Here is a 22,353-nt window from a genome sequence, read left to right on the forward strand (position 1 = left end):
CAAGGTCTGACGAGTCGGCGCGCTGGCGCTTCATCTGGGGAGCTTCGTCCTGGCTGGTCACGTCAATCGAAACACCCGAACCAACCGGGCCATTCCCAACGAGCAGCTCTTATCTCGAGCATCGATCCCGCCGCGGACGTGCTAGCTAGGACGTCGCTCGGTTCTACGTACTGACGCCAGGACCGGCCAAAGCCGGAACGGGATGTTGCGGACGGTGGTTCCTGCACGGGTCGCCGGGACGAGTAGACGGGACGCGATCGCGACGCCACGCTGGCGTCGCACAACTCGTTTCCGATGCGTGTGTTCGTAGCGGCGCAATGCTGCAGCGGGCTCGTCCGCGTAGGTGCCGAGCTCGTGCGCGAGGGTGGCTGCGCCCGCGATGGCCATGCTGGATCCCTCGCCGAGCAACGAGACGCAGCTCGCTGCGTCGCCGACAAGGACGATACGACCCTGTGCCCAGGAGTCGAGGCGTACTCGGCTGACGGAGTCGAAGTAGAGGTCCTCGCTGTCCCGGACTCGGTTGAGGAGTTCGGGCACCCGCCATCCCATACCGCTGTAGGCGTCGACCACCATTTGCTTGTTCTGATCTATGCCCTGGTCGCGAAAGTTCGACTGCTGAGGACCGCGGAAGATGAAGGCCGCGATCTCGCGACCGGCGGTGGGATGGACCGCGACCGCCCGGCCAGGTGCGTTGTGCATGAGCACCGTCCGGTTGGCCGAAGCCTGCTGCAAGGGCGTCGTGGCGATGTAGAGGCCAAGGTGGGTGAGAAACTGCGACTCGGGCCCAAAGGTGAGTCGGCGCACCCGCGAGTGCAGCCCGTCGGCGCCGACCACGAGATCGAACCGGCGCGACGCGGACCGTTCGAAGGTCACATCCACGCCCTGCCCGTCGTCGTGCAAGGTCAGCACGCTGTCGTCGTAGATGACCTCGGCATGCGCACTTGCCGCACGGTTCAGAATCCCGGCGAGGGTGCTCCGCGGGATCTCCACCGCGTCAGCGCTGGCTTGGGAGGGGATCCAGCCGACCCGACCACCGCTGCTGTCCACGACGGTGAGCGAGCGCGCGAGCGTGGCCGCCTCGCGCAACGGACCCAGCAAGTTCATCCGCTCGACCACCGGCAGGGCGGGACCACGAACGTCCACCGGGCTCCCGCTCGAACGCTGACCTGCTGCTCGCTCGACAACGGTTGTTTCGACCCCATAACGCGCCAACCAGTAGGCCAGAGTCGAACCCGCGATACCCGCGCCGACCACAAGGACGTTCCGAACACTCATCAGGACATGATCGCGGAGCGACTGCGGCGCATGCACGCCAGCGGCGGCTACACCATCACCGACCTCACTGAGCTGTTCTCCGTATCCCGGCCGACCGTCTACCGCACCCTCCAACGCGGCCCAGACGGGCAACCACGCTGACCTGCGATCAAGGGCTTAGCGTTCAATCAATCTGTCCCGGTTCTTCCCCAGACCCCTTAACAAAGCCCTACTAGAACCCCAGGTCGGATGCGGACACGTCCACCTGCCGCGCCACGTACTGCACCGCAGCGTCAGGAAGTTCATGCCGGCCACGGGGAACCTGCCCCGCTCGGTATAGAACCGCAGCATCAGAGCGAACCCGAGCTGGGTAGGGCCGCACTCCCCGTTTGCGGCTGGTCACACGGTCCTTACAGACACCCCTCGTTGGTGGAGCCCGGTCCGATCCCTTCGGGAGCAGTCTTGACGTGGAGTGAGAGCACGGTTAACGTGCCTTGCATCACACGAAAGTATACTTCCGCAATACGGAATTAAGTGGCAACCGGGCGCGTCCTGACGGCGATGGCCCCCTCGGCCGCGGAGGCGGCCGAGATCTGGCTCGACCTCGGATCCGCCCGGGCCGGGCGGTGCGTCTCCCTCCCGCGGTGCGTCCGTCGAGCTGTGCCGGAGACGAGAAAACCGAACACTGCCCAGTGGAACTTGGAGGCGGGGAGATGACAACCACGGACGAGCAGTCGGCTGTGGAAACCAGAGGAGCTACCAGCTCCCATTTGTACAGCTACGATCTCGCTCCGACGAAGCGGGAAGGGCGCCGCTGGGGCGCCTACAACGTCTTCACGCTCTGGGCCAACGATGCGCACAGCCTCGGGAACTACACCTTCGCGATCGGCCTGTTCGCGCTCGGCCTCAACGTGTGGGGCATCCTCGCAGCCTTCGCGCTCGCCTCGGTCTTCCTGTTCCTGCTTCTGAACCTGTCCGGCTACATGGGGCACAAGACCGGCGTGCCGTTCCCCGTCATGAGTCGTATCGCCTTCGGGATCAAGGGCGCGCAGATACCGGCAGGCGTCCGAGGTTTGGTCGCCATCGCGTGGTTCGGGATCCAGACGTACCTCGCGTCGGCTGTGCTGAGCACGCTGCTGGTGGCCATGTTCCCCTCCGCGCGAGTGCTGGAGGACCAGGCGGTGCTGGGATTGTCGCTGCTCGGCTGGATCACCTTCCTCGCTCTCTGGGTCGTTCAAGTCGTCATCGTCAGTTACGGCATGCACGTGATCCGCCAGTACATGGCGATAGCGGCGCCGACCACGCTCATCACGATGTGCGGCTTGGCGGTCTGGCTGTTCATCAAAGCGGGCGGATCCCTCTCCCTGTCCACGGCGGACCCGCTGACCGGTGGCGCGATGTGGCTGCAGATCCTGCAGGGCGCCGCTCTCTGGGTCGTGATCTACGGGACGTTCGTGCTGAACTTCTGCGACTTCACGCGCTCGGCCAAGAGCCGCCAGTCGATCGTCCGCGGGAACCTGGTCGGGATCCCGGTGAACATGCTCTTCTTCGCGGTCATCGTGGTCGTCCTCAGCGGGGCGCAGTTCAAGCTGAACGGACGCGTGATCACCAGCCCCACCGACATCGTCCAGACGATTCCCAACATGTTCCTGCTGATCGCGGCCTCGGTCGCCCTGATCGTCCTCACGATCGCCGTGAACTTGCTGGCCAACTTCGTGGCGCCCATCTACGTTCTCGTGAACCTCTTCCCGCGGTACCTGAACTTCCGCCGAGCGGGAGTCGTGAGCGCGCTCATCGGTCTGGTCATCCTGCCCTGGAACCTCTACAACAACCCCGTGGTGGTGAACTACTTCCTCGGCGGGCTCGGTGCGCTGCTCGGTCCCCTCTTCGGCGTCATCATGGCCGACTACTGGTTGCTGCGCAGGACCCGCGTGAACGTCCCGGACCTCTACACCGAGGACGCGCAGGGCGAGTACCACTACCGGCGCGGCCACAACCCCAAGGCGGTGTGGGCGTTCATCCCCTCGGCCGCGATCGCCGTCGTGCTGGCGCTGGTGCCCGCCTTCAGCGCTGTCTCCGGTTTCTCCTGGTTCATCGGGGCGCTGCTCGGGGCGGTCTTCTACGTCGTCATCGGCGACCGCAAACCCGACGCGCGCGATGTGGACGGCGAGTCCATCGCCGTGGCCTCCGAGTAGGGACGAACGGCTCCTCGGGTTCCCGGCCCCGAACGCGAGCGGAGGACGCGGCTCGCTCCCGCGGAGACGAACGGGGGAAGAGCGGGAAGGTCCGCTGCGCGCATTCTCGTCGTCACCGTCAGCACCACGACCGCGCCGGGCGGGATTCACCTCGCCCGGCGCGCGGATTCCGGTGCGCCCGGAGCTGCGTTCATGATGTGGTCGAGCACCATGTGCCGGCTGGAGCGCACGTGCCGCAGGGCGACCTCGGCAGCGGCCTCGGCGTCCCCGAGCGCGATGGCGGCGTGCAGCTCCGCGTGTTCCCGGCACACCCGCTCGGGTTCGAGGTTCAACCGGAACAACCAGGCCAAACGGCCGTGGAGCGGTTCCAGCATCGACATCAGCAACTCGTTGCCGGAGAGCGCGACGAGCTCGTCGTGGAAGGACGCGTTGGCTTGGAACATCCCCTCGAGGTCGCCCGCGCGCAACGCCTCGCGGGCCTCGGCGACGAGCTCGCCCATGCGATCCGCCTGGCCCGGGGCCGTTCGCTCGACCGCCCGCCGCGCCGCGAGCACCTCGAGTGCTTCCCGCACGTCGAAGAGCTCCTCCATCTCGCGCCGATTCAGGCTCCGCACGAACACACCGCCCCTGCGGGGGAGCACCTCGAGCAGGCCCTCGCTCTGCAACATCCGGATGGCCTCGCGCACCGGCACCCGCGAGATCCCGAGCTCGGCGGCGAGCTCGTGCTCCAGCAGGCGGTCACCGGGGCGGATCTCGCCCTCCGCGATGCGCGCGTGCAGGGTGTTGCGCACCCGTTCGCGCAACGGGGCGCGCGAGTCCGTGCTGAACCTCCCGGCAGACACGCATTCCTCCTCGTCGCTCACCTCGGTGCAGGGCGCTCGCGCCGGGGCGCGCAGCCGGATCGCGCCGCGCGGGCACGGGGACCACGCTCGCAGTGATTCCATGATATGTGATTTCATGATATGGAATTATTTTTCTGCATTTCAAAACATAGGAGTATTCACGTCTCGCGTCAAGTCGCGCCGCGTTCGCTGGTGCGGCGGCTCAGCCACCGCGGGGACGGGCGGTGTGCCGGTCGAGCAGCACCAGCAGCGCCTCCAGCGGCACGTTCTCGTCGCCGGCGTGGTCGAGGTAGCCGAGGATGCGCCGGGCGCTGTCGCTGAGCTCCTCGCCGGCCTCGGCGGCGCAGCTGGCTTCCAGCGTGCCCAGGGCCGCTTGGGCCTTCGCCTCGGACAGGGCGTTGCGCAGCACCTGCCGCTCCGAGTCGCCGGGGCGGCGGTCCTCGTCGACGAGGCGCTGCACGATCCGCCGGATCGTGGGGTGCTGCGAGATCGTCGACCGCCGTCCCGCGTAGGCCGCGGCCATGCGGGACCGGGACCGCGGTGCGGCCGCGGGCTCTGCCGCACCGCCGGTCGGCACGCGTCCGCCCGGGGTGGAGCTGAGCAGGTCGTCGAGGGAGGCGAACGCGCCGGCGATGCGCGCGTCCTTCTCGGCACCGCGGGTGAGCGCGTCCTTGCGCGCGGTGCTCGCCTGCCGCCGGGCCTGCTCGCGGGCGCGCCGGCCGCGCCGGCCCAACCGCTGCCGGCGGCGGACGCCGCTGCGTTCCCGATCGGCCTGGGCGATCCGCCACCACTGCTGGTAGTCCATCCCCTGACGGGGCGGGGCCCGGCGGGATCCGCGCTCCGAGTCGGCCTCGTCGGCGTACCAGGGCCGCAGGCGGTCCTTGAGGAAGTGCTCGACGTCCTCGCCCGGACCCCGCGGCCGCTGGTGCGCACCGTCCGGAGTGGACTGCAGCGCGACCTTCACCGCCTGCGGGCTCCACCCGGCGTCGTACCAGCGCTGCAGGTAGTCGAGCACGCTGCTGCGCCGCGGCTCGTTCCACTGGAACTCGCGGAACAACGCCTCGGTGGCACGGCGGCCCTGCTCGCCGTCGGCGGGCACGACCTTGTCCGGCCACGGTGTTTCGCGGACCACGCCAGCACCCCCTGTCAGCAGCCGCACCTCGGACCTGGACCGGCCAGCCTATCGCGCGCGGTGGGCGATCACCGCTGCGGACACCCCGGCCGGCGGGTCACTGCTGGCCCGGGCGGCGGGCCGGGGCGGGCCCCGGCAGGTCGCTGCGGTCGGCCAGGCGGTCCGGCCGGAAGGGCGCCAGCTCTTCCGCGGGCGCGCCGGTGACCAGCTCGTCCGCGGCGAGCCGGCCCAGCAGCGGACCGAGGGTGATGCCGCTGTGCGTGGTCAGCACGTAGGTCCGCGCGCTGGCGCCGAGGAACCCGGCGACGGTCAGCCCGTCGGCGGGCAGAGCCCGCTGACCCACGCGCAGCGATTCCCACCGCGCACCACCGCAGCCGGCGAGCAGGCCGGCCAGCCGGTGGCGCAGCTGCTGCGCGTGCGGGCCGTCCCCCTGCGGCGGGTCGGCCGGGTCGGCCGCGGCGTCGAGGTCGAGCGCCTGCACGACGAGGCGACCGCCACCGTCCGGGCGCACGTTCAGCCGCGGCGTGGTCAGCACGCGGTCCAGCCGGCTCGGCACCGGAGCGGTGTAGCCGAGGAATCCGACCGCGGCCGAACCCGGCCGCTCGGGTGCGGACATGGGGATGCGGCACCCGGCCGCGGCGGTCAGTTCCTCGGTCCAGCGGCCGGTGGTGAGCACCGCCGCGTCGAACTCGGCCGTGCCCTCGGGGCAGGTGACCTGCACTCCGCTGCTCCGCTCGGACAGCGCCGAGACCGCTGCGGGGCAGCGCAGTTCGGCGCCGTGGTCGGCCGCCTCGCCCCACAGGCGGGCGACGAGCAGCGCGGGCAGGACGTGCCCTTCGGTGGGGTAGTGGGCGATCCGGTCGACTCCGGCGGGCACGCGCAGGTCCGGGACGAGCGCGCGGGCGCGGTCGGGGCCGATCCACGCCACGGGGTAGTCGCGGTCGGCCAGGGCCGCGACCGTGGAGCTCAAGCGCTCGGCCCCGGCCTCGTCCTCGGCCCACTCGAGGTTGCCGGTGCGGGCGAACCACGGTGGCACCGGACCGGGTTCGGCGGCGAGGGCGTCGTGCTCGCGCATGCCGGCGACGTTGAGGTCGTGGTAGGCGCGCGGGTTCTTGCCGTGCGAGTTGGTCCAGGCGAACGAGGTGCCGGAAGTGCCCGCGAGCGGGGCACTGCGTTCGAACACCGTCACCTGCGCCCCCTGCAGGGCCAGCGAGCGCGCCGCGCTCGCACCGAGCACACCGAGTCCGATCACCGCGATCTTCAAGGTTTCCTCGCAATCTCGTCGCGGGGCTGCCCGCTTCGCCCGCCGGAGGTTGCCAGTGCGAACACCACCAGCACGGCGGTCGAGGCGGCGATGCCGTACACCGCGTACGGCACGGTCGTACCGGCCAGCTGCGCCGCGGCGCAGCCGAACACTCCGGCGAGCATGCCGGCGATGGCCGGAGCCGGGGTCAGCCGACGGCGCCGGTGCAGCAGGTAGCCGAGGAACACGGGCGCGGCCAACGCGGCGGCGGAGTAGGCGTAGCTGGCCTCCAGCCAGGTCAGCGCATGCGGCAGCAGGATCGCCAGGGCCGCGGCGAGCACGGCCACGGCCACGGTGATCGTGCGGGACAGCGCGAGCGTCTGCCGTTCGCCGCGGGCGGAGCCGGTGATGTTCTGGTACACGTCGCGGGTCAGGTTGGCCACGACGGACTGCAGCGCCGAACCGGTGGTGGACACGATCGTGGAGACCAAGAACGCGCCGAACAGCACCATCAGCCAGCTCGGCAGCTGCGCGAGCAGCCACCCGGCGGCGTGCTCCTCGTTGGCCAGACCCGGCTGCATCGACCGCACCGACAGGCCGAGGCACCCGGCGTAGATCCCGCCGATGAGCATCGCCGCGCCGGACAGCGCGAGCCCGCGCCGCGCGTCGCGGAGGTGTTTGGTGGCGAACACGCGCTGGTAGTACAGTTGGTTGGTCAGCGTGCCGGGCAGGATCGCGGCGATCCACAACCAGATCTGCTCGCCGCCGACCGCGGTGACGCCCTGCCAGCCCCACAGCCGCTGCGGCACCGTGGCGGTGATGTGCGCCCAGCCGCCGGCCAGGTGGATGCTGTAGATCGCGACGCCCAGCGACATGATGATCATGAACAGGCCGAAGACGAAATCCGTCCACGCCACCGAGGTCATCCCGCCGGGCAGCACGAACAGCAGCGAGGCCACCGTCATCACCGCGATCAGCACTGCTGGTGGTAGCCCGGTCAGCCGGGTGAACAGCTGGGCGAAGGCGACGAACTGCGTCGCCAGCCAGCCGAACGGCACGACCAGCGCCGCCAGCGCCGCGATCGCGGTCATCAGCCGGCTGCGCCCGAAGAGGCGGGCGATGATGTCGGGCACGGTGGTGAACCGCTGCTGCCGCAGCCACCGGGCGATGAGCATCAGCACGAGGAATCCGGCGATCACGCAGCCCTCGTAGACGAACACCGACCAGCCGCCGCGGTAGCCGATGCCGACGTGGGCGATGAGCACCCCGCCGCCGGTGGCGGTGGCGAACTGGGTGACGACGACCACGGGCAGCGGCAGCGACTCGCCGGCGGAGAGCCAGTCCCGCGCGCTCGTGGCTTTGCGTCCGAAGTGGACCGAGATGGCGGTTCCGGCGGCGAGCACGAGCAGGCTCGCCGCGACGATGCCGGCGATGTCGCCGGTGGATCCAGCGGGCATGGGCGCCTCTTTCGGTCACCGCGGCGTGCGCGCGGGGTCCAGCGGGGTGATGTCGTGCGCGGTGCCGCCGTGCAGGGCGAGGTCGGCGCCGATCTCGCCGAAGACGGGGGCGAGCTTGAAGCCGTGGCCGGAGAACCCGGCCATGACCGTGGCGTTGCGGTGGCCGGGCAGCGGCCCCACCAGCGCGTGCTCGTCGCGCGTGAACCCCTCGGCGTAGGGGGTGATGCGCACCGGGTGCGGCGTGAGCCCGGGCAGCAGGCGCTCCGCGGCGGCCGAGGCCGCGCGGGCGAACTCCACCGGCGCGCTGCGCCCGAGGGCTTCCGGGTTTTCCAGCACCGGCCGGTCGAGGTGGTGCGGGATGATCTTGACGGCGACGCCGTCCAGCGCGGGAAAGCAGGAGAACCCGGCCTCGCGGTGGCGGCGCACCGCGATCGGCAGGTGCTCGGGTCCGTGCGTGCCCGGGTCGTGGGCGGCGAACCAGCAGGCGGTGATCTGGCGGACGTGCACCGGCAGGTCCCGCAGCGGTGCCAGCCCCGGTGCCCACGGTCCGGGGGCGAACACGACGTGGTCGACGTCGAAGCGCCTGCCGCCGCTGGTCAGCCGCCAGCCGCCGCTGGTTTCGGCGAGGTCGTCGACGCGGTGGTAAGGCAGGACGCGCGCGCCGGCCCGTTCGGCGGTGCGCAGCGCGGCCTGCACGGCCGGTTCGGGCCGCAGCACACCGCTGTTCGGGTCGAGCACCGCCACCTCGTCGTCGTCGAGGTGGTGCTGCGGGAACCGCGCGCGGGCGGTGCCGGCGTCGAGCACCTCGCAGGCGAGGCCGTGCTGCTCGGCGCAGCGGCGCACCGCGCGCACGTCGGGGTGCGCGGCCGGACCGATGGTCAGTCCTCCGCACCTCGTCAGCAGATCAGCACCGCTGTCCCGCTCCAGCTCGCGCCAGAGGGCGGCGGACCGCTGCAGCAGGGGGACGTAGTGCGCGCCCTCCTTGTAGGCGGTGCGGAAGATGCGCGACTCCCCGGCGGAGGCGCCGCGGTCGTGGCCGGGTGCGTAGGTGTCGAAGGCGCGGACTTCGGCGCCGCGCCGGGCCAGCTGCCAGGTGGTGAGGGCGCCGATGGCCCCGGTGCCGATCACCGCGATGCGTTGTCGGGACATCATCACTCCCGTCCTGCGTGGAATGGCGTCCTGCGTGGAATGGGTGGACTCGTCCGCGGGAATGGTGGGCTGCTGATCGTGGTTCCGGGTGGAAAGGGGTCAGGAATCCGGTGTGGACAGAGCGGTGCTTTCGAGGAAGAACTCGACGAGTTCGGGCCGCATGATGTGCCACATCGCCTCGGCGAGCTGCCCGTCGGTCAACCAGGTCAACCGGCGCAGGCGCAGCACGGCCTGGCCGGGGGCGATGCGCAGCCGGCCCGCCGTGGCCCCGTCGAGCAGGACCGGGTCGACGTACACGCGCGACTTCGCCGCCGGGATGCGGTGGCGGGCGAAGTAGTCGTGCACCGTCAGGTGCGCCAGGTCCTCGTCGAGCAACCGCGGGGCGTGCGCGAACGGCACCGCGGCGAGCTCGACGGCGATGGGGTGCTCCTCGGTGTCGAACTTCAGCCGCCGCAGCTGGTTCACCGGCGCGTCCTCGGCGATGCCGGGCAGTTCGACGTCGGCGTCACCGGCGGGCACCACCGCCGCCGACTCCACCGCGTGCCTGCCGGGGATCTCGGGTCCGTGCAACGCGGGGGAGACCGTCCGCAGCAGGTTCTCCTGCCGCGGCCCTTCGGCGACGAACGTGCCGCGCCGCCGGCGGCGGTGCACCAGGCCCGCGTGGGCGAGTTCGGTCAGCACCCGTTGCGCGGTGGCCCGGCCGACGGCGTAGCGCCGCTGCAGCTCGGCCTCGGTGGGAACCTTGGCGCCCGGCGGCAGCGCACCGGACCGGATCTGCTGCTCCAGTTCGGTGCGGATGCGCAAGTACACCGGGGTGGACACGCGGCGAACGTAGCCCGCGCCGCATTTTCCGGTCAATAATCTTTTCGACCGTTCAATTCCGGAAGAATTGAATGGTCCTGCCGTGTTCGCGCGGTCCTTTCCGCGGGGCGAACTGCTCCGCCGCGGCATGCCGGACCGCCGGTGCGCGGGATTCTGCTCACCGAAACGCGAGCTGACGTGATCTGCGTCGCGCAGTAATCTGCTGCGCATTCGCGTCACGATCGGAGGCGAAGCGTTGAGCGAGCGCGCCGCACCGCGGGGCAGCACCCTGCCGGCCAAGCACCTCCCGGGCGTTTCCCCGCACGACCTGCCCGAACCCGTGCGGTTGCGACGCATCACCGGCGCGAGCGTCATCATCCTCGCCACCGCGCTCGGCTCCGGCGAGTACGTGCTGTGGCCCTACATCACCTCGCAGATCGGTTTCGTCTTCCTCTGGGCGGCGATCGCGGGATTCGCCCTGCAGTACTTCCTCAACATGGAGGTGGAGCGCTACACGCTGGCCACCGGTGAGACCGCGCTCACCGGGTTCGCCCGGCTGTGGTCGCACTGGTGGTGGCTGTTCGTGCTCTTCGCGCTGGCGCAGAACTTCTGGCCCGGCTGGGCCACCAGCGCCGCGACGGTGCTGACGTTCGTGTTCGGCTGGGACGGCAGCGTGGTGGTGCCGCTGACCGTCGGCATGCTCGTGGCCATCGGACTGGTGCTGACGCTGGCGCCGGTGGTCTACCAGGCCGTGGAGCGCATCCAGATGGTGATGGTCGCGCTCATCATGGTCATCGTGATCACCGCGGTCGTGGTCGCCACCAGCGGCTCCGACTGGGTCGACGCCGCGCGCACCACGGTCACCGAACCGGGCTTCCCCGTCGGCCAGGCCGGTCTGGGCACGGCGCTGCTGCTGGGCGCGCTGGCCTTCGCCGGCGCCGGCGGTGCCAACAACCTGGTGCAGAGCAACTACATCCGGGACAAGGGCATGGGCATGGGACATTTCCTGCCCCGGGTCGTCTCCCCGGTCACCGGGCAGGAAACGAGCGTGCCGTCGCTGGGCTACTACCCGCGCACCGACGCGGAGAACCTGCGCCGCTGGCGCGGGTGGTGGCGCGTGGCCAACCAGGAACAGCTGCTGACGTTCCTGCTCGTCGGCGTGGTCACGCTGGTGATGCTGTCGGTGCTGGCCTACGCCAACCTGCCCGTCGGCCAGGTGGACTCCGAAGAGGTCGCCTTCGTCTTCGAGGAAGGCCAGGCGCTGCAGCGCAACGTCGCCCCCTGGTTCGGCGTGGCGTTCTGGCTGGCCGGCGCGGTCGCGCTGCTGTCGACGAACCTGGGCATCATCGACTACACCGCGCGGCTGATCGCCGACCAGGTCAAGATCCACGCCCTGGCGCGCAGCCGGGTCTGGAGCGAGAGCAAGATCTACGCCGCGGTCGTGTGGCTGCTGATCGCCTCCGGCAGCGCGATCCTCCTGCTCGGCCTCGAAGAACCGTTCCTGCTGGTGGTGATCTCCTCCTCGATCGCCGGGGTGCAGATGTTCGTCTACTCCGGACTGCTGGTCGCGCTCAACCGCAGGGCCCTGCCCGGGCCGCTGCGGATCGGCCGGGCACGCGCGGCGATCCTGCTCGCGGCGTTCGTGTTCTTCGGCCTGCTGGCGGTGCTGACCGTGCTCGCCGTGCTGCGCGGAGAGCCGGTCGCCTGAGGCCGGCGCGGCCGGACGCAGTGCCGAACCGCCGGCCCGCGGGCATCGCGGACAGCGGGGCAGTGGCCGCGGCACCGGCGCCCGCGGCCCAATCCGACACGCACGTCCGACTCGTCGAACATCGTCCACACCTCCGGCGGTATTCTGGGGCAGTGCCCGATCGATTGACTGCACGGCGGGTTCGGGCCGAACCCGCCGCTGCTGTCGATGGATCCCGGGAGGTCCCCATGCGCGCCGGTCGGCTCACTCGTCGGTCCTTCGTCGCCGGAACCGCACTCGCCGGCTGGACGGCCTTCGCCGCGCAGCGCGCCGCGTTCGCCGCGGACGCCGCAGCCGAGTCCGGCCTCGAGTGGGACGGCACGCCGAAGATCTTCCAGGTCAACCGGCAACCGGCACGCACCCGCCTGGTGCCGTACGCCGACGCGGCCGGCGCCCTGGCCGGAGACCTCGAGAGCTCACCGCACTTCCGCAGCCTCAACGGCACCTGGCGGTTCCGCTGGTCGCCCACCCCCGACGAGCGACCCGCAGGCTTCCACCGCACCGACTTCGACGACGGCGCGTGGAACACCATCCCGGTACCGGCGAACTGGGAGATCGAAGGCCACGCCGAGCCGACCTACCTCAACGAGCGCTACCCGTGGATCGGCCACGACGATCCCGCACCGCCGCGCGCACCGCGCGCGTTCAACCCCGTCGGCTCCTACCGGCGGCGTTTCACCGTGCCCGAGCAGTGGTCCGGGCGGCGCACCGTGCTGTCGCTGCAGGGCGTGAAATCCGCCCTGTTCGTGTGGGTCAACGGGAGGCGCATCGGCTACAGCGAGGACAGCTACACCCCGGCCGAGTTCGACATCACCGACGCGCTCACCGCGGGGGAGAACCTCCTCGCCGTCGAGGTCTACCGCTGGTGCGACGGCAGCTGGCTCGAGGACCAGGACATGATCGACCTGTCCGGCATCGTCCGCGACGTGTACCTGTACTCGGTGCCGCAGGTCGGGCTGCACGACGTGTTCGCCGAAGCCGACCAGCACGGACAGCTGACCGTGCGCGCCGCGGTGCGCAATCGCAGCGGCGCCCTCGCCGGCGAGCACCGGCTCGACGTGGCCGTGCACGACCCCGCCGACGAGCTGGTGGCCGCACTGTCCAGCCCGATCCGGTTCGACGGCGACGAGACCGCGGTGGAACCGAGCACCACCGTGCCGAACCCGGCGCTGTGGTCGGCCGAAACCCCGAACCTGTACACGCTCGTGCTCACGTTGCACGGTCCCGGCGGCAGCCACGAGGTGCACCGCGTGCGCACCGGCTTCCGCACGATCACCTGCCAGACCGGCGAGTTCACGCTCAACGGCGCGCCGCTGGTCTTCCGCGGCACCAACCGGCACGAAACCGACCCGCACACGGGCCAGGTGATGGACGAGCAGCGGATGCTCGAGGACATCCGCCTGATGAAGCAGCACAACATCAACGCGGTGCGCACCTCGCACTACCCGCCGCACCCGCGGTGGTTGGAACTGTGCGACGAGCACGGCCTGTACGTGGTGGACGAGGCGAACGTGGAATCGCACGGGGTGCGCGACGTGCTGCCCGGCAGCCTTCCCGAGTGGACCGAGGCGTGCCTCGACCGGGTGCGTTCGCTGGTGGAACGCGACAAGAACCACCCGTGCGTCGTCCTGTGGTCGCTGGGCAACGAAGCCGGCAGCGGCAGCAACTTCGCCGCCATGGCCGACTGGACCCGCCGGCGCGACCCGTCCCGACCGGTGCACTACGAAGGCATGAACAGCGTCGCCGACGTGGAAAGCCGCATGTACGCCAAACCGGCCGAGGTCGAGGCCTACGGCCGGTCCGGCAACCCGAAACCGTTCCTGCTGTGCGAGTACGCCCACGCGATGGGCAACAGCGTCGGCAACCTGCAGGAGTACTGGGATGTCTTCGAGAGGTACCCGAACCTGCACGGCGGGTTCGTCTGGGACTTCGTCGACCAGGCGGTGGCGCTGCCGCTGCCCGGCGGCGGCACGTACTTCTCCTACGGCGGCGACTGGGAACCCGGCCACCCCACCGACGGCAACTTCTGCTGCAACGGGCTGTTCGCACCCGATCGGCGGGCCGAACCGGAAGCGCGGGAAGTCGCCAAGGTCTACCAGCCGGTGCGGATGACCGCGACCCGCCCGGACACGGTGCGCCTGTTCAACCGGCAGGCGTTCACCGGGCTCGAGGGCTACGAGCTGCGCTGGGAGGTCACCGAGGACGGCCGGTCGATCCAGCGCGGCGCGCTCGCCCCGCCGGACGTGCCACCGGGCGGGGAGGGGACGGTGCGACTCCCGCTGACCGAACCCCCGCCGCGCCCCGGGGCGGAATACCTGCTGACCATGACCGCGGTGCTGTCCGAGGACACCACCTGGGCCGCGGCGGGCCACCCCGTCGCCGCCGAGCAGTTCCCCCTGCCCTGGCGCGCCGAACCCGCCGCACCGGTCCGCTCCGAACGTCCGGTGCAGGTCACCGACAGCGGAGGGCGGGTGCGAGCCCGGGCCGGGGCGGTCGAGCTGGTGCTGGACAAGACCAGCGGCGTGCTGGCGGACCTGCGCCACCGCGGCCGGAGACTGCTGATCAGCGGGCCCGTGCCGAACTTCTGGCGCGCCCCGTTGGACAACGACAGGGGACGGGACGCGCACATCACCTCCCGCACCTGGCGCGAGGCCGGCCGCGAGCGCACCGTCACCGACGTGCGCGTGTCGCAACCGCACCCCGGCGAGCTCACCATCGAGGTCGCCGCCGCGCTGCCGACCGAACCGTCGCGGTCCCGCTGGGAGAGCACCTACACGCTGCGCGGTGACGGGGAGCTGCACGTGCGGCACACGCTGCGGCCCGGACCCGGTTTGCCGGACCTGCCGCTGGTGGGCACGCTGTGGACGCTGCCGGCCGGGCTGGAGACGTTCTCCTGGTACGGCCGCGGGCCGCACGAGAACTACATCGATCGCCGCACCGGCGCGTTCCGCGGCGCCCACCGCAGCACCGTCGACGAGCAGTTCACCCCGTACGTGCGGCCGCAGCAGACCGGCAACGTCACCGACGTGCGCTCGGCCTCCCTCACCGACGAGTCCGGTGCCGGGCTGGCGCTGCGCACCGACCCCGGCGCGGACCCGCTGGAGCTCAGCGCGCTGCACCACACCCCGTTCGACCTGGACGGGCCGAAGCACCCGCACGAACTGCGCCGCCGCGAGGAGGTGGTCCTCGGCATCAACCACCGCCAGACGGGCGTGGGCGGCAACGACTCGTGGGGTGCGGCACCGCTGGAGCAGTACCTGCTGCACGCCGACCGGCCCTACAGCTACTCCTACCGGATCCGCCCCGCCGGATGAGGAAAGCGGTGCGCACCACCGTGACGCCGTTGCGCGCGCTACCCTGCCCGCGTGCTGCGCCACAACGGGCGGGCACGGCAGGCAGACGGTTGCCCGGAACGCTTCTCACCCGGGTTCTTCCGCTACGTCTGGACGTATCCGCGGCCGGGCAGCCGGGGCGCGGGTCAGGTGGTGGGCAGCTGCTGCAGCTGCGCCTCCACCTCCGCGAGCACGGTGAGGTCGCGGCACGGTTCGGCACGCGGGGTCATCCGTTCCTCCTCGGACCAGGCCGCATCCAGCACGGCCCCTTCGGAGCGCTGGGGACGCCGGGTGGGCAGGCCGGCGGCGGTGTATTCGTGCTCGGACATCACGCCTCGCTGCAGGCTTCGGGACACGCTCGGGGGCTGATCGACCATTGTTCCCGCCCGAACCGAGCTCCACGAGGTGTGGTGAGCGCACGTGTAGGACAGGACACACGAGGTGCTTCGCGAACCCGGCATTTCGAGCTCCGGTGGGGCGGCCCGTCCCACCGGAGCTCGTCGCGGGCGGGTGAGCGGTGAAACCCCGGTGGCCGCAGAACGAAGCGGGCGCACTGGTCGGCGCGGTTTCCGCACCCGACACGTGCAGCGGGCAGCGGTGAACCCGGTAGGCGGCCGCTCCCGCGGATCACCGTCCCCGCGGTCGCACGAACGGGAACGGCAGCGTCTCCCGGATCGACTTGCCCAGCAGCAGCATCACCAGCCGGTCGACGCCCATGCCGAGACCACCGGTGGGGGGCATGGCGTATTCGAGGGCGTCGAGGAAGTCCTCGTCGAGCTGCATCGCCTCCGGATCGCCCCCGGCGGCCAACCGCGACTGCTCCACCAGCCGCCGCCGCTGCTCGACCGGGTCGATCAGCTCCGAGTAGGCCGTGGCCAGCTCGGTCCCGAAGGCCACCAGGTCCCACCGCTCGGCCAGCCGCTCGTCCGCGCGGTGCTGGCGGGTCAGCGGCGAGACCTCGATGGGGAAGTCGGTGTAGAACACCGGGGCGGTGGTGTGCCGCTCGACCAGCTGCTCGTACAGCTCCAGCACGAGCTCGCCCGCCGCGTCGGCGGTGCAGCGCACCCCGGACCGCTCGGCGATCCCACGCAGCCTCCGCACCGGGGTGTCCGGCGTGACCGGCTCGCCCACGGCCCGCGAGACGGCCTCGTGGACGGGCACGACGGGCCAGTCCGCGGCCAGGTCGACCTTCGCCAGCTGCCCGTCCGGACCCGGCTGCTGCAGCACGGTGGTGCCGAGGGCGGCGCTGGCCGCGGCCAGCACGAGCTGCCGGCACACCTGGCGCATCACCGCGTAGTCGGCGTGGGCCTGGTAGGCCTCCAGCATCGTGAACTCGGGGTTGTGCTTCGGCGAGATGCCCTCGTTGCGGAACGTGCGGCCGAGTTCGAAGACCCTCTCCACCCCGCCGACGCACAGCCGCTTGAGGTACAGCTCGGGCGCGATCCGCAGGTACATCGGCATGTTGTGCGCGTTGAGGTGGGTGCAGAACGGCCGCGCGGTCGCCCCGCCGTGCACCGGCTGCAGGATCGGGGTGTCGGCCTCCAGGTAGTCCTGCTCGAGCAGGGTCGCGCGCAGCGCCTGCATCGTGGCGCTGCGCGCGGACAGCACCTGCCGCCCCGCGGAACCGGACAGCAGGTCCACCGACCGCTTCCGCGCGCGGGTTTCGGGATCGGACAGTCCCGTGTGCTTCTCCGGCAGCGGGTGCAGGCACTTCGCCGCCAGCGTCCACGACGCGGCCAGCACCGACAGCTCGCCGTGGCGGGTGGTGATCACTTCACCGCGCACCGAGACGTGATCGCCGAGGTCGACCTGCCGGCGCCACGACCGCAGCGACTCCGCACCGGTGTCCTGGGTGGACAGCATCACCTGCAGGGTGCCGGTGAAATCGCGCACGGTGGCGAAGCACAGCCCGCCGTGGTCGCGCAGCAGCATGACCCGCCCGGCGATCGCGGTGCGCACGCCGGTGCGCGTGTCCGCGGCGAGCCCCTCGTGATGCGCGCGCAGCTCGCCGAGGCTCGTCTCCCGCGGCACCGCCACCGGGTACGGCTCGACGCCGCCGGCGCGCAGCTCGTCGAGCTTCTGCCGCCGGACCCGCACCTGCTCGGGCAGCCGCTGGTGCTCCTCCTCGGCGACGGGCTCGGGCCGCTGCGGCACCCGCTGCTCCGGCGCGTCGGCCACCGCGGCGCGCTGGCGGGTGCGGCCCAGGTCCGGCACGAACCCCTCGGCCAACCCCGCTGCCAGGCCGACCCGGCCCAGGTCGCGCCGGTCGGTGAAGCCGACGAAACGCGGCACCCAGTGCGGGTGGTACTTCGCGTTCGACCGGTACAGCGACTCCAGCTGCCACCAGCGGGAGAAGAACTGCAGCAGCCCGCGCCAGATCTTGAGCACCGGCCCGGCGCCGAGGCGGGCGCCCTCCTCGAAGGCGGAGCGGAACACCGCGAAGTTCAGCGAGATCCGCCGCACCCCGAACCGGGAGGCCTCGCCGATCAGCGTGCACACCATCAGCTCGACCAGGCCGTTGTCGGCCTCGCGGTCGCGCCGCATGAGGTCCAGCGACAACCCGCGCCGCCCCCACGGGGCCAGCGACAGCAGCGCGCGGACCTGACCGCGCGGGTCGAGCGCTTCGACGAGCACGCAGTCCGCGTCGGCGGGATCGCCCAACCGGCCCAGCGCCATGGAGAAGCCGCGTTCGGCGTCGGTGCTGCGCCAGGCCGAGGCCAGCCGCACGGCCTCGGCCATGTCCGCGGCCGGCACGTCGCCGTGGCGGCGGCAGCGCACCGCGTACCCGTCGCGCTGCAACCGCTGCACCGCCTGCCGCACCGGCCGCATCTCCCGCCCGGCGAGGGTGAACGCCGCGGTGTCCACGACCGCCTCGTCACCGAGCTGCAGGATCTTCACACCCGCCCGCGAGTAGGCCCGCGCGCCCTGCTCACCCGCGCCCAGAACCGCCGGTCGCCAGGTGTACTCCCGGCACAGGGCCAGCCACCGGTCGATCACCGGCGGCCAGGCCTCCGGATCCCCGATCGGGTCACCGCTGGCCAGGCACACCCCGGCCACCACCCGGTAGCTGATGGCGGCCTTGCCGCTGGGCGAGAACAGCACCGCCTTGTCCCGGCGGGTGGCGAAGTAGCCCAGCGAGTCCCGCTCGCCGTACTCGTCGAGCAGCGCCCGCACCCGCCGCTCGTCCGCGGCGTGCAGCTCCGAGGCCGTGCGCTGCGCCCGGAACATCACCGCCAGGGTCGCCAGCATCGTGGTCATGCCGAGCAGCCCCAGCACCAGGTTCACCCAGCCCGGCGCGTGGCCGAAGCGGGTGAGGTCGAAGGTGACCGCGCCGCCGAGAGCCCGCTCGACCGTCCAGCTCAACCGGTCGGCCGGGCTCTCCAACGAGCCCGGGAAGAGGCTCACCAGCGCGTACCCGAGACCCACGGAGGTGGCGACCAGCAGCGCGAACACGCTCAACGCCTGCGGCACGCTGCCCCGCTGCACCCGGCCGTAGAACTGGCGGCTCGCCGCGGCCAGCACCCCCAGCACCGCGGCGGTGAACAGCACCGTGCCCGCCAGCGCCCACGGCACCCACGGCGGCAGGCGCGCTCCCAGCTGCTGCGCCGGCGCCAGCACCAGCACCAGCCCGGCCAGGGCCGCCAGCACCAGCTGCAGCCCGAGCACGAGCAGCAGGATCCAGTAGGCCACGCGTTTGCGCCGGGCCAGCGCCGCGGCCAGCACCAGCACGAACGCGGCGTAGCCGAGGTTGGCCGGGGCGGGGAAGACGTACTCGTCCACGAACTCGCGCACCGGCTGGCTACCGTGGAACACCGAACCGACCGCGGACAGGCCGGAGAGCACGGAGATCACCACCAGCGCGGCGACCACGACGCGCGGCACGCGGGCGGTCCAGCTCGACTGGGCGGCCTGGAGCACTTCGGTCGGCGTGCCGACGGGCCTCCGGTTCATCGACTCCTCCGCGTTCGTGCGCCCCTGCGAGCGCGGGTCGGCGACCACAGATCGAACCAGCAATGCCAACCGGGAGCTTAGGACGGCGCATGGTCGACGAGTCCGGTGCCCGCACCTGCCGGGGCACCGCCACCGGTGGTAGTCCACCGGCCGGGCGCGGCCGCTGCGGCCTGCTGCTGGCCGCCGGCCTGCTCTACGCCGCGTGGCTGGCCGGCCCGTGGGTCAACCCCGGGATGGACGTGGTCGACGGTTACGTCAGCGAGCTCGCCGCGCGCGACCAACCGGGCAGCGCGTTCTTCCGCACCGGCGACGTGCTCGCCGGGCTGTGCGCCACCGCCGCCGCGGTGGGCGGGTTGCGGCGGCGACCGGGTCGCCGGGCGGTGACCGGGTGGGCCGGTGTCGCGGTGTTCGGCCTGGCCACCACCACCGACGCGGCGTTCACGCCGATGGACTGCGCCCCCTTCGTCGACGCGGCCTGCGCGGTGCGCGAGCTCGCCGGGACGTTGTCGCTGTCGCACGAGCTGCACGCCCTGACCAGCTCGCTGGCCGGCGCGGCGGCCCTGGCCGGCATGGCGGCGTTCGCCCTCGCCGCGGCCCGCGAGGGCGGCCCGGGCCCGCCGCCGCGGTGGGCGTGGACGTGGCTGGCCGTCACCGCGGCGGCGACGGTGCTCACGCTGGCGGCGCTGGTGCTCGGCACCGGCGCCGGAGTGCTCCAGCGCGTGCAGCTCGCCGGGATCTCGACCTGGCTGGTGGCCCTGGCCGTCTGCGAGGGGGGAGGGGAGACGTGCTCAACGTCGTGACCGGCGGGTCCGGCGATCCGCCGCTGCTGCTGACACCGGGGATGGCAGGCACCGCCCACGACTGGCTGCCGGTGGTCGAGGACCTGGCCCGGCGGCACCGCCTGCTCCGCGTCGAGCGGCCCGGCCTGGGCAGCGCCCCGCCGCGTGCCGGAGTGCCGAGCCTGCGCGAGGAGGCCGGTGCGCTCGCGGCCGTCGCCGCCGACGTGCCCGGCGGGGTGGTGCTCGTGGCGCACTCGGTGGCCGGCCTGCACGCCGAGGCGATGACCCGGTGCCACCCCGAGCTGGTGCGCGGCCTGGTCCTGCTCGACCCGAGCTGCGGACCCGGCCGTCCGGGGCGGCCGCAGCGGTGGCGGGGCGCGGCCGAGCGCTGCGGGCGCGCGTTCGCGGACGGCGCGCAGCACCTCGGCGTGACCGCGCGGCTCGGTCCGGCCGCGTGGTCGCTCCTCGCGCGCGGGCAGACCAGCAGGCCCGTTCCCGAGGAGGTGCGCAGGCGGGGGCGTGCCGCGTTCCGCTCGGCCACCGCCTGGACCGCCGCCTGGCAGGAGTACCTCGCCTACCCGGGCATGTTGGGTGATCTCGCCGCGCTGCGGCAGCGCACGCGGTTTCCCGCGGTGGCCGTGCGGATCCTCACCGCCACCGCCGGCACGCCGTCACCGGCGGCGCGGCGCTGGCGGCGGTGCCACCGCCGACTCGCCGGGGTGCTGCGCGCCGAGCACGAGCTCCTGCCCGCGGCGCGCCACCACCTCGCGTGGGAGCGCCCGGACCGGGTGGTGGCGGCCGTGGCCGCCGTCGCCGGCAGCGGGGCAGCGCGATGAGCGGGCGGGGGCTGCTGGTCGTCGCGCTGGTGCTGGCGACCCTGGCCGGGTGCGCCGATCCGGGCAAGGTCGTCTCGGTGACCGCCTACCACAACGCCGTGCAGCGGGACCTGCGCACCGCGTTCGACCGCCACGGCATCGCCGCGGTCCGCGGACCGGAGTGCCGCAGCCCGGGCGCTGCGCGGATCCGCCCCGCTCAGGCGTTCAGCACGCGCTGCACCGCCGTCACCGCCCGCGGACGACCGGTCGTGGCGTTCGGTCGGGTCACCGCGGCCGGCACCGAGCACCAGCAGGTGAGCTTCCGCGTGCTGCTCGCCGGCACCGAGGTGTTCCGCACCGAGCACCTCGGGCAGCACCGGTGACGGATTCCACGGCAACGGCGGCGCACCCGGTGGTGGTCGGCATTGTTCCTCCCCTTCTCCCCCCAGCGCAGCAGGGGTCAGGGGGTCAGCAGCGCCTTGATGGCGCGGCGCTGGTCCATGGCCCGGTACGCCTCGGGGGCCTGTTCCAGTGGAAGGGTGAGGTCGAAGACCTTGCCGGGGTCGAGCGCGCTGCCAGATCAGGTCGACCAGTTCGGGCAGGAAGCGGCGCACCGGGGCGGGCCCGCCGTGCAGGTGCACCTGGGAGAAGAAGAGTTCCTCGCCGCGCGAACGGGCTTGGACCACGATCAGCAACGTCAGGACTTCGAGTCCCGAGGCACGAAAGACGTCTACCAGCAAGCCAAGGCCACCATGAACGGCCGCTACCGAGCAGCGAAGCCAGCCTTACCGGAGGTCTTGGCAGACCGAGAACGTGTCAGGCATCCGCGGGCGACAACGGCCGTTCAGATGTCATGAGGAACGTGTCATGAGCCGCCATTCCGCTGCAGGGTGCGGTATACGGTGGCCCTGCCGATCGAGAACAGCTCGGCGAGATCGTTGATGTGTCGTTCCCGGTGCTGTACATGCGCACGAGCTCGCGCTGCTGCTTGGTCGAGAGCTTGGGCTGTTTGCCGCGGAGCTTGCCCGTGGCCACGGCCATGCCTTCCTTGGTCCTGGCCCGCAGGAGGTCGACTTCGAATTCGGCGAAGGTGGTCAGGATGGTGAAGAACATCTTTTCCATGGGGTCGGCCGGGTCGTAGACCTGTCCGCCGAGGGAGAGCTTGATGCCTCGTTCGGCCAGTGAGTCGCCGATGGCGCGAGCGTCCGGGACGGAGCGGGCGAGCCGGTCGAGTTTCGGAACCGCGAGCGTGTCGCCGTCGCGGACGGCGGCGAGTGCCTGATCCAGCCCGGGGCGGGCTCGGGTGGTGCCGGTCAGCCGTGGTCGAGGTAGATCCGCTCGTCGGCGACGCCGAGCTCGCCCAGCCGCTGGCGTTGGGCGGTGACGTCTTGTTCGTCGGTGGAGCAGCGCGCGTAGCCGATGATCGTGGCGCTCATGGGTGCGGACCGTACGGTCAGCACCCGACAAGTGAGATTTTCACCGGACCCGGTATGTGAGACGCCGCAGGTCCAGGCCCCGGGCCGTGAAACACCGCCGCAGTGGCTGTCCGGTGGGGGTTCGGCTAGCGGGACGAGGGGCGGTCGGCTAGATGGCCAGGTAGCGTGCCGGCCACGAGGATCTTCGCGGCCGCGCGAGTGGCAGTCACAGCTGACGTGT

The 22,353-nt window shown here is 71.8% G+C and carries 18 protein-coding genes; 7 read left to right on the top strand and 11 right to left on the bottom strand.

All coding sequences use genetic code 11. The features are described 5' to 3' along the window. Positions 1 to 141: 141 nt before the first annotated feature. Positions 142 to 1,275 (bottom strand): FAD-dependent oxidoreductase, encoded by a 1,134-nt coding sequence (locus ACYVJE_RS13205; protein WP_461144668.1) that lies wholly within the window; start codon positions 1,273 to 1,275, stop codon positions 142 to 144. Positions 1,276 to 1,281: 6 nt separating this feature from the next. On the opposite strand from ACYVJE_RS13205, the gene ACYVJE_RS13210 reads away from it, so the two are divergent. Together ACYVJE_RS13210 and ACYVJE_RS13215 are read left to right on the top strand one after the other, a co-directional pair. Beyond that, on the top strand, positions 1,282 to 1,416 hold the full coding sequence (locus ACYVJE_RS13210; RefSeq protein WP_461144669.1) for a helix-turn-helix domain-containing protein: 135 nt from the start codon (positions 1,282 to 1,284) through the stop codon (positions 1,414 to 1,416). 608 nt (positions 1,417 to 2,024) lie between these two features. Then, positions 2,025 to 3,449, top strand: coding sequence for an NCS1 family nucleobase:cation symporter-1 (locus ACYVJE_RS13215; protein ID WP_461144670.1), 1,425 nt, complete (start codon positions 2,025 to 2,027; stop codon positions 3,447 to 3,449). A gap of 146 nt (positions 3,450 to 3,595) precedes the next feature. On the opposite strand, the gene ACYVJE_RS13220 is transcribed toward ACYVJE_RS13215, so the two are convergent. The 6 genes from ACYVJE_RS13220 to ACYVJE_RS13245 form a co-directional block, all read right to left on the bottom strand. After that, entirely contained in the window at positions 3,596 to 4,291 is a 696-nt protein-coding gene (locus ACYVJE_RS13220; protein WP_461144671.1) for a GntR family transcriptional regulator, read from the bottom strand. Positions 4,292 to 4,493: 202 nt separating this feature from the next. Next, a complete protein-coding gene (locus ACYVJE_RS13225; protein WP_461144672.1) occupies positions 4,494 to 5,423 on the bottom strand; it encodes a hypothetical protein in 930 nt (309 codons plus the stop codon). 97 nt (positions 5,424 to 5,520) lie between these two features. Then, positions 5,521 to 6,687: an NAD(P)/FAD-dependent oxidoreductase gene (locus ACYVJE_RS13230; protein WP_461144673.1), complete on the bottom strand. Its 1,167-nt coding sequence runs from the start codon at positions 6,685 to 6,687 to the stop codon at positions 5,521 to 5,523. Further along, positions 6,684 to 8,123: a sodium:solute symporter family protein gene (locus ACYVJE_RS13235; RefSeq protein ID WP_461144674.1), complete on the bottom strand. Its 1,440-nt coding sequence runs from the start codon at positions 8,121 to 8,123 to the stop codon at positions 6,684 to 6,686. The genes ACYVJE_RS13230 and ACYVJE_RS13235 overlap by 4 nt, the downstream gene beginning before the upstream one ends. 15 nt (positions 8,124 to 8,138) lie before the next feature. Then, positions 8,139 to 9,272 (bottom strand): N-methyl-L-tryptophan oxidase, encoded by a 1,134-nt coding sequence (gene solA / locus ACYVJE_RS13240; protein WP_461144675.1) that lies wholly within the window; start codon positions 9,270 to 9,272, stop codon positions 8,139 to 8,141. A gap of 99 nt (positions 9,273 to 9,371) precedes the next feature. After that, positions 9,372 to 10,094 carry a GntR family transcriptional regulator gene (locus ACYVJE_RS13245; protein WP_461144676.1) on the bottom strand — a complete coding sequence of 241 codons (723 nt, stop codon included), beginning with the start codon at positions 10,092 to 10,094 and terminating at the stop codon, positions 9,372 to 9,374. A gap of 235 nt (positions 10,095 to 10,329) precedes the next feature. Here ACYVJE_RS13245 and ACYVJE_RS13250 point away from each other — a divergent pair, with 235 nt between their 5' ends. Then, complete coding sequence (locus ACYVJE_RS13250; RefSeq protein WP_461144677.1) at positions 10,330 to 11,781, top strand: Nramp family divalent metal transporter; 1,452 nt, start codon at positions 10,330 to 10,332, stop codon at positions 11,779 to 11,781. 227 nt (positions 11,782 to 12,008) lie between these two features. After that, the gene (gene lacZ / locus ACYVJE_RS13255; RefSeq protein WP_461144678.1) at positions 12,009 to 15,134 is read left to right on the top strand and encodes a beta-galactosidase, LacZ type; all 3,126 of its coding nucleotides are present in this window, start codon (positions 12,009 to 12,011) and stop codon (positions 15,132 to 15,134) included. A gap of 164 nt (positions 15,135 to 15,298) precedes the next feature. On the opposite strand, the gene ACYVJE_RS13260 is transcribed toward lacZ, so the two are convergent. Further along, positions 15,299 to 15,481: a hypothetical protein gene (locus tag ACYVJE_RS13260; protein ID WP_461144679.1), complete on the bottom strand. Its 183-nt coding sequence runs from the start codon at positions 15,479 to 15,481 to the stop codon at positions 15,299 to 15,301. Between the two features lie 298 nt (positions 15,482 to 15,779). Continuing rightward, positions 15,780 to 19,103 carry a bifunctional lysylphosphatidylglycerol synthetase/lysine--tRNA ligase LysX gene (gene lysX, locus ACYVJE_RS13265; RefSeq protein ID WP_461144680.1) on the bottom strand — a complete coding sequence of 1,108 codons (3,324 nt, stop codon included), beginning with the start codon at positions 19,101 to 19,103 and terminating at the stop codon, positions 15,780 to 15,782. Positions 19,104 to 19,192: 89 nt separating this feature from the next. Between lysX and ACYVJE_RS13270 the strand changes: the two genes are divergently transcribed. The 3 genes from ACYVJE_RS13270 to ACYVJE_RS13280 are packed head-to-tail and all read left to right on the top strand — an operon-like array spanning position 19,193 to position 21,080. After that, positions 19,193 to 19,903, top strand: a complete 711-nt coding sequence (locus ACYVJE_RS13270) for a DUF998 domain-containing protein (protein WP_461144681.1) — start codon at positions 19,193 to 19,195, stop codon at positions 19,901 to 19,903. After that, the gene (locus tag ACYVJE_RS13275) at positions 19,888 to 20,718 is read left to right on the top strand and encodes an alpha/beta fold hydrolase (protein ID WP_461144682.1); all 831 of its coding nucleotides are present in this window, start codon (positions 19,888 to 19,890) and stop codon (positions 20,716 to 20,718) included. Before ACYVJE_RS13270 ends, ACYVJE_RS13275 begins: the two co-directional genes overlap by 16 nt. Then, positions 20,715 to 21,080: a hypothetical protein gene (locus tag ACYVJE_RS13280; RefSeq protein ID WP_461144683.1), complete on the top strand. Its 366-nt coding sequence runs from the start codon at positions 20,715 to 20,717 to the stop codon at positions 21,078 to 21,080. Before ACYVJE_RS13275 ends, ACYVJE_RS13280 begins: the two co-directional genes overlap by 4 nt. Before the next feature lie 433 nt (positions 21,081 to 21,513). On the opposite strand, the gene ACYVJE_RS13285 is transcribed toward ACYVJE_RS13280, so the two are convergent. Continuing rightward, positions 21,514 to 22,014, bottom strand: coding sequence for a recombinase family protein (locus tag ACYVJE_RS13285; protein WP_461144829.1), 501 nt, complete (start codon positions 22,012 to 22,014; stop codon positions 21,514 to 21,516). After that, positions 22,011 to 22,133 carry a recombinase family protein gene (locus ACYVJE_RS13290; protein WP_461144838.1) on the bottom strand — a complete coding sequence of 41 codons (123 nt, stop codon included), beginning with the start codon at positions 22,131 to 22,133 and terminating at the stop codon, positions 22,011 to 22,013. The genes ACYVJE_RS13285 and ACYVJE_RS13290 overlap by 4 nt, the downstream gene beginning before the upstream one ends. Positions 22,134 to 22,353: the final 220 nt, after the last annotated feature.

This window comes from Salinifilum aidingensis (assembly GCF_054782015.1).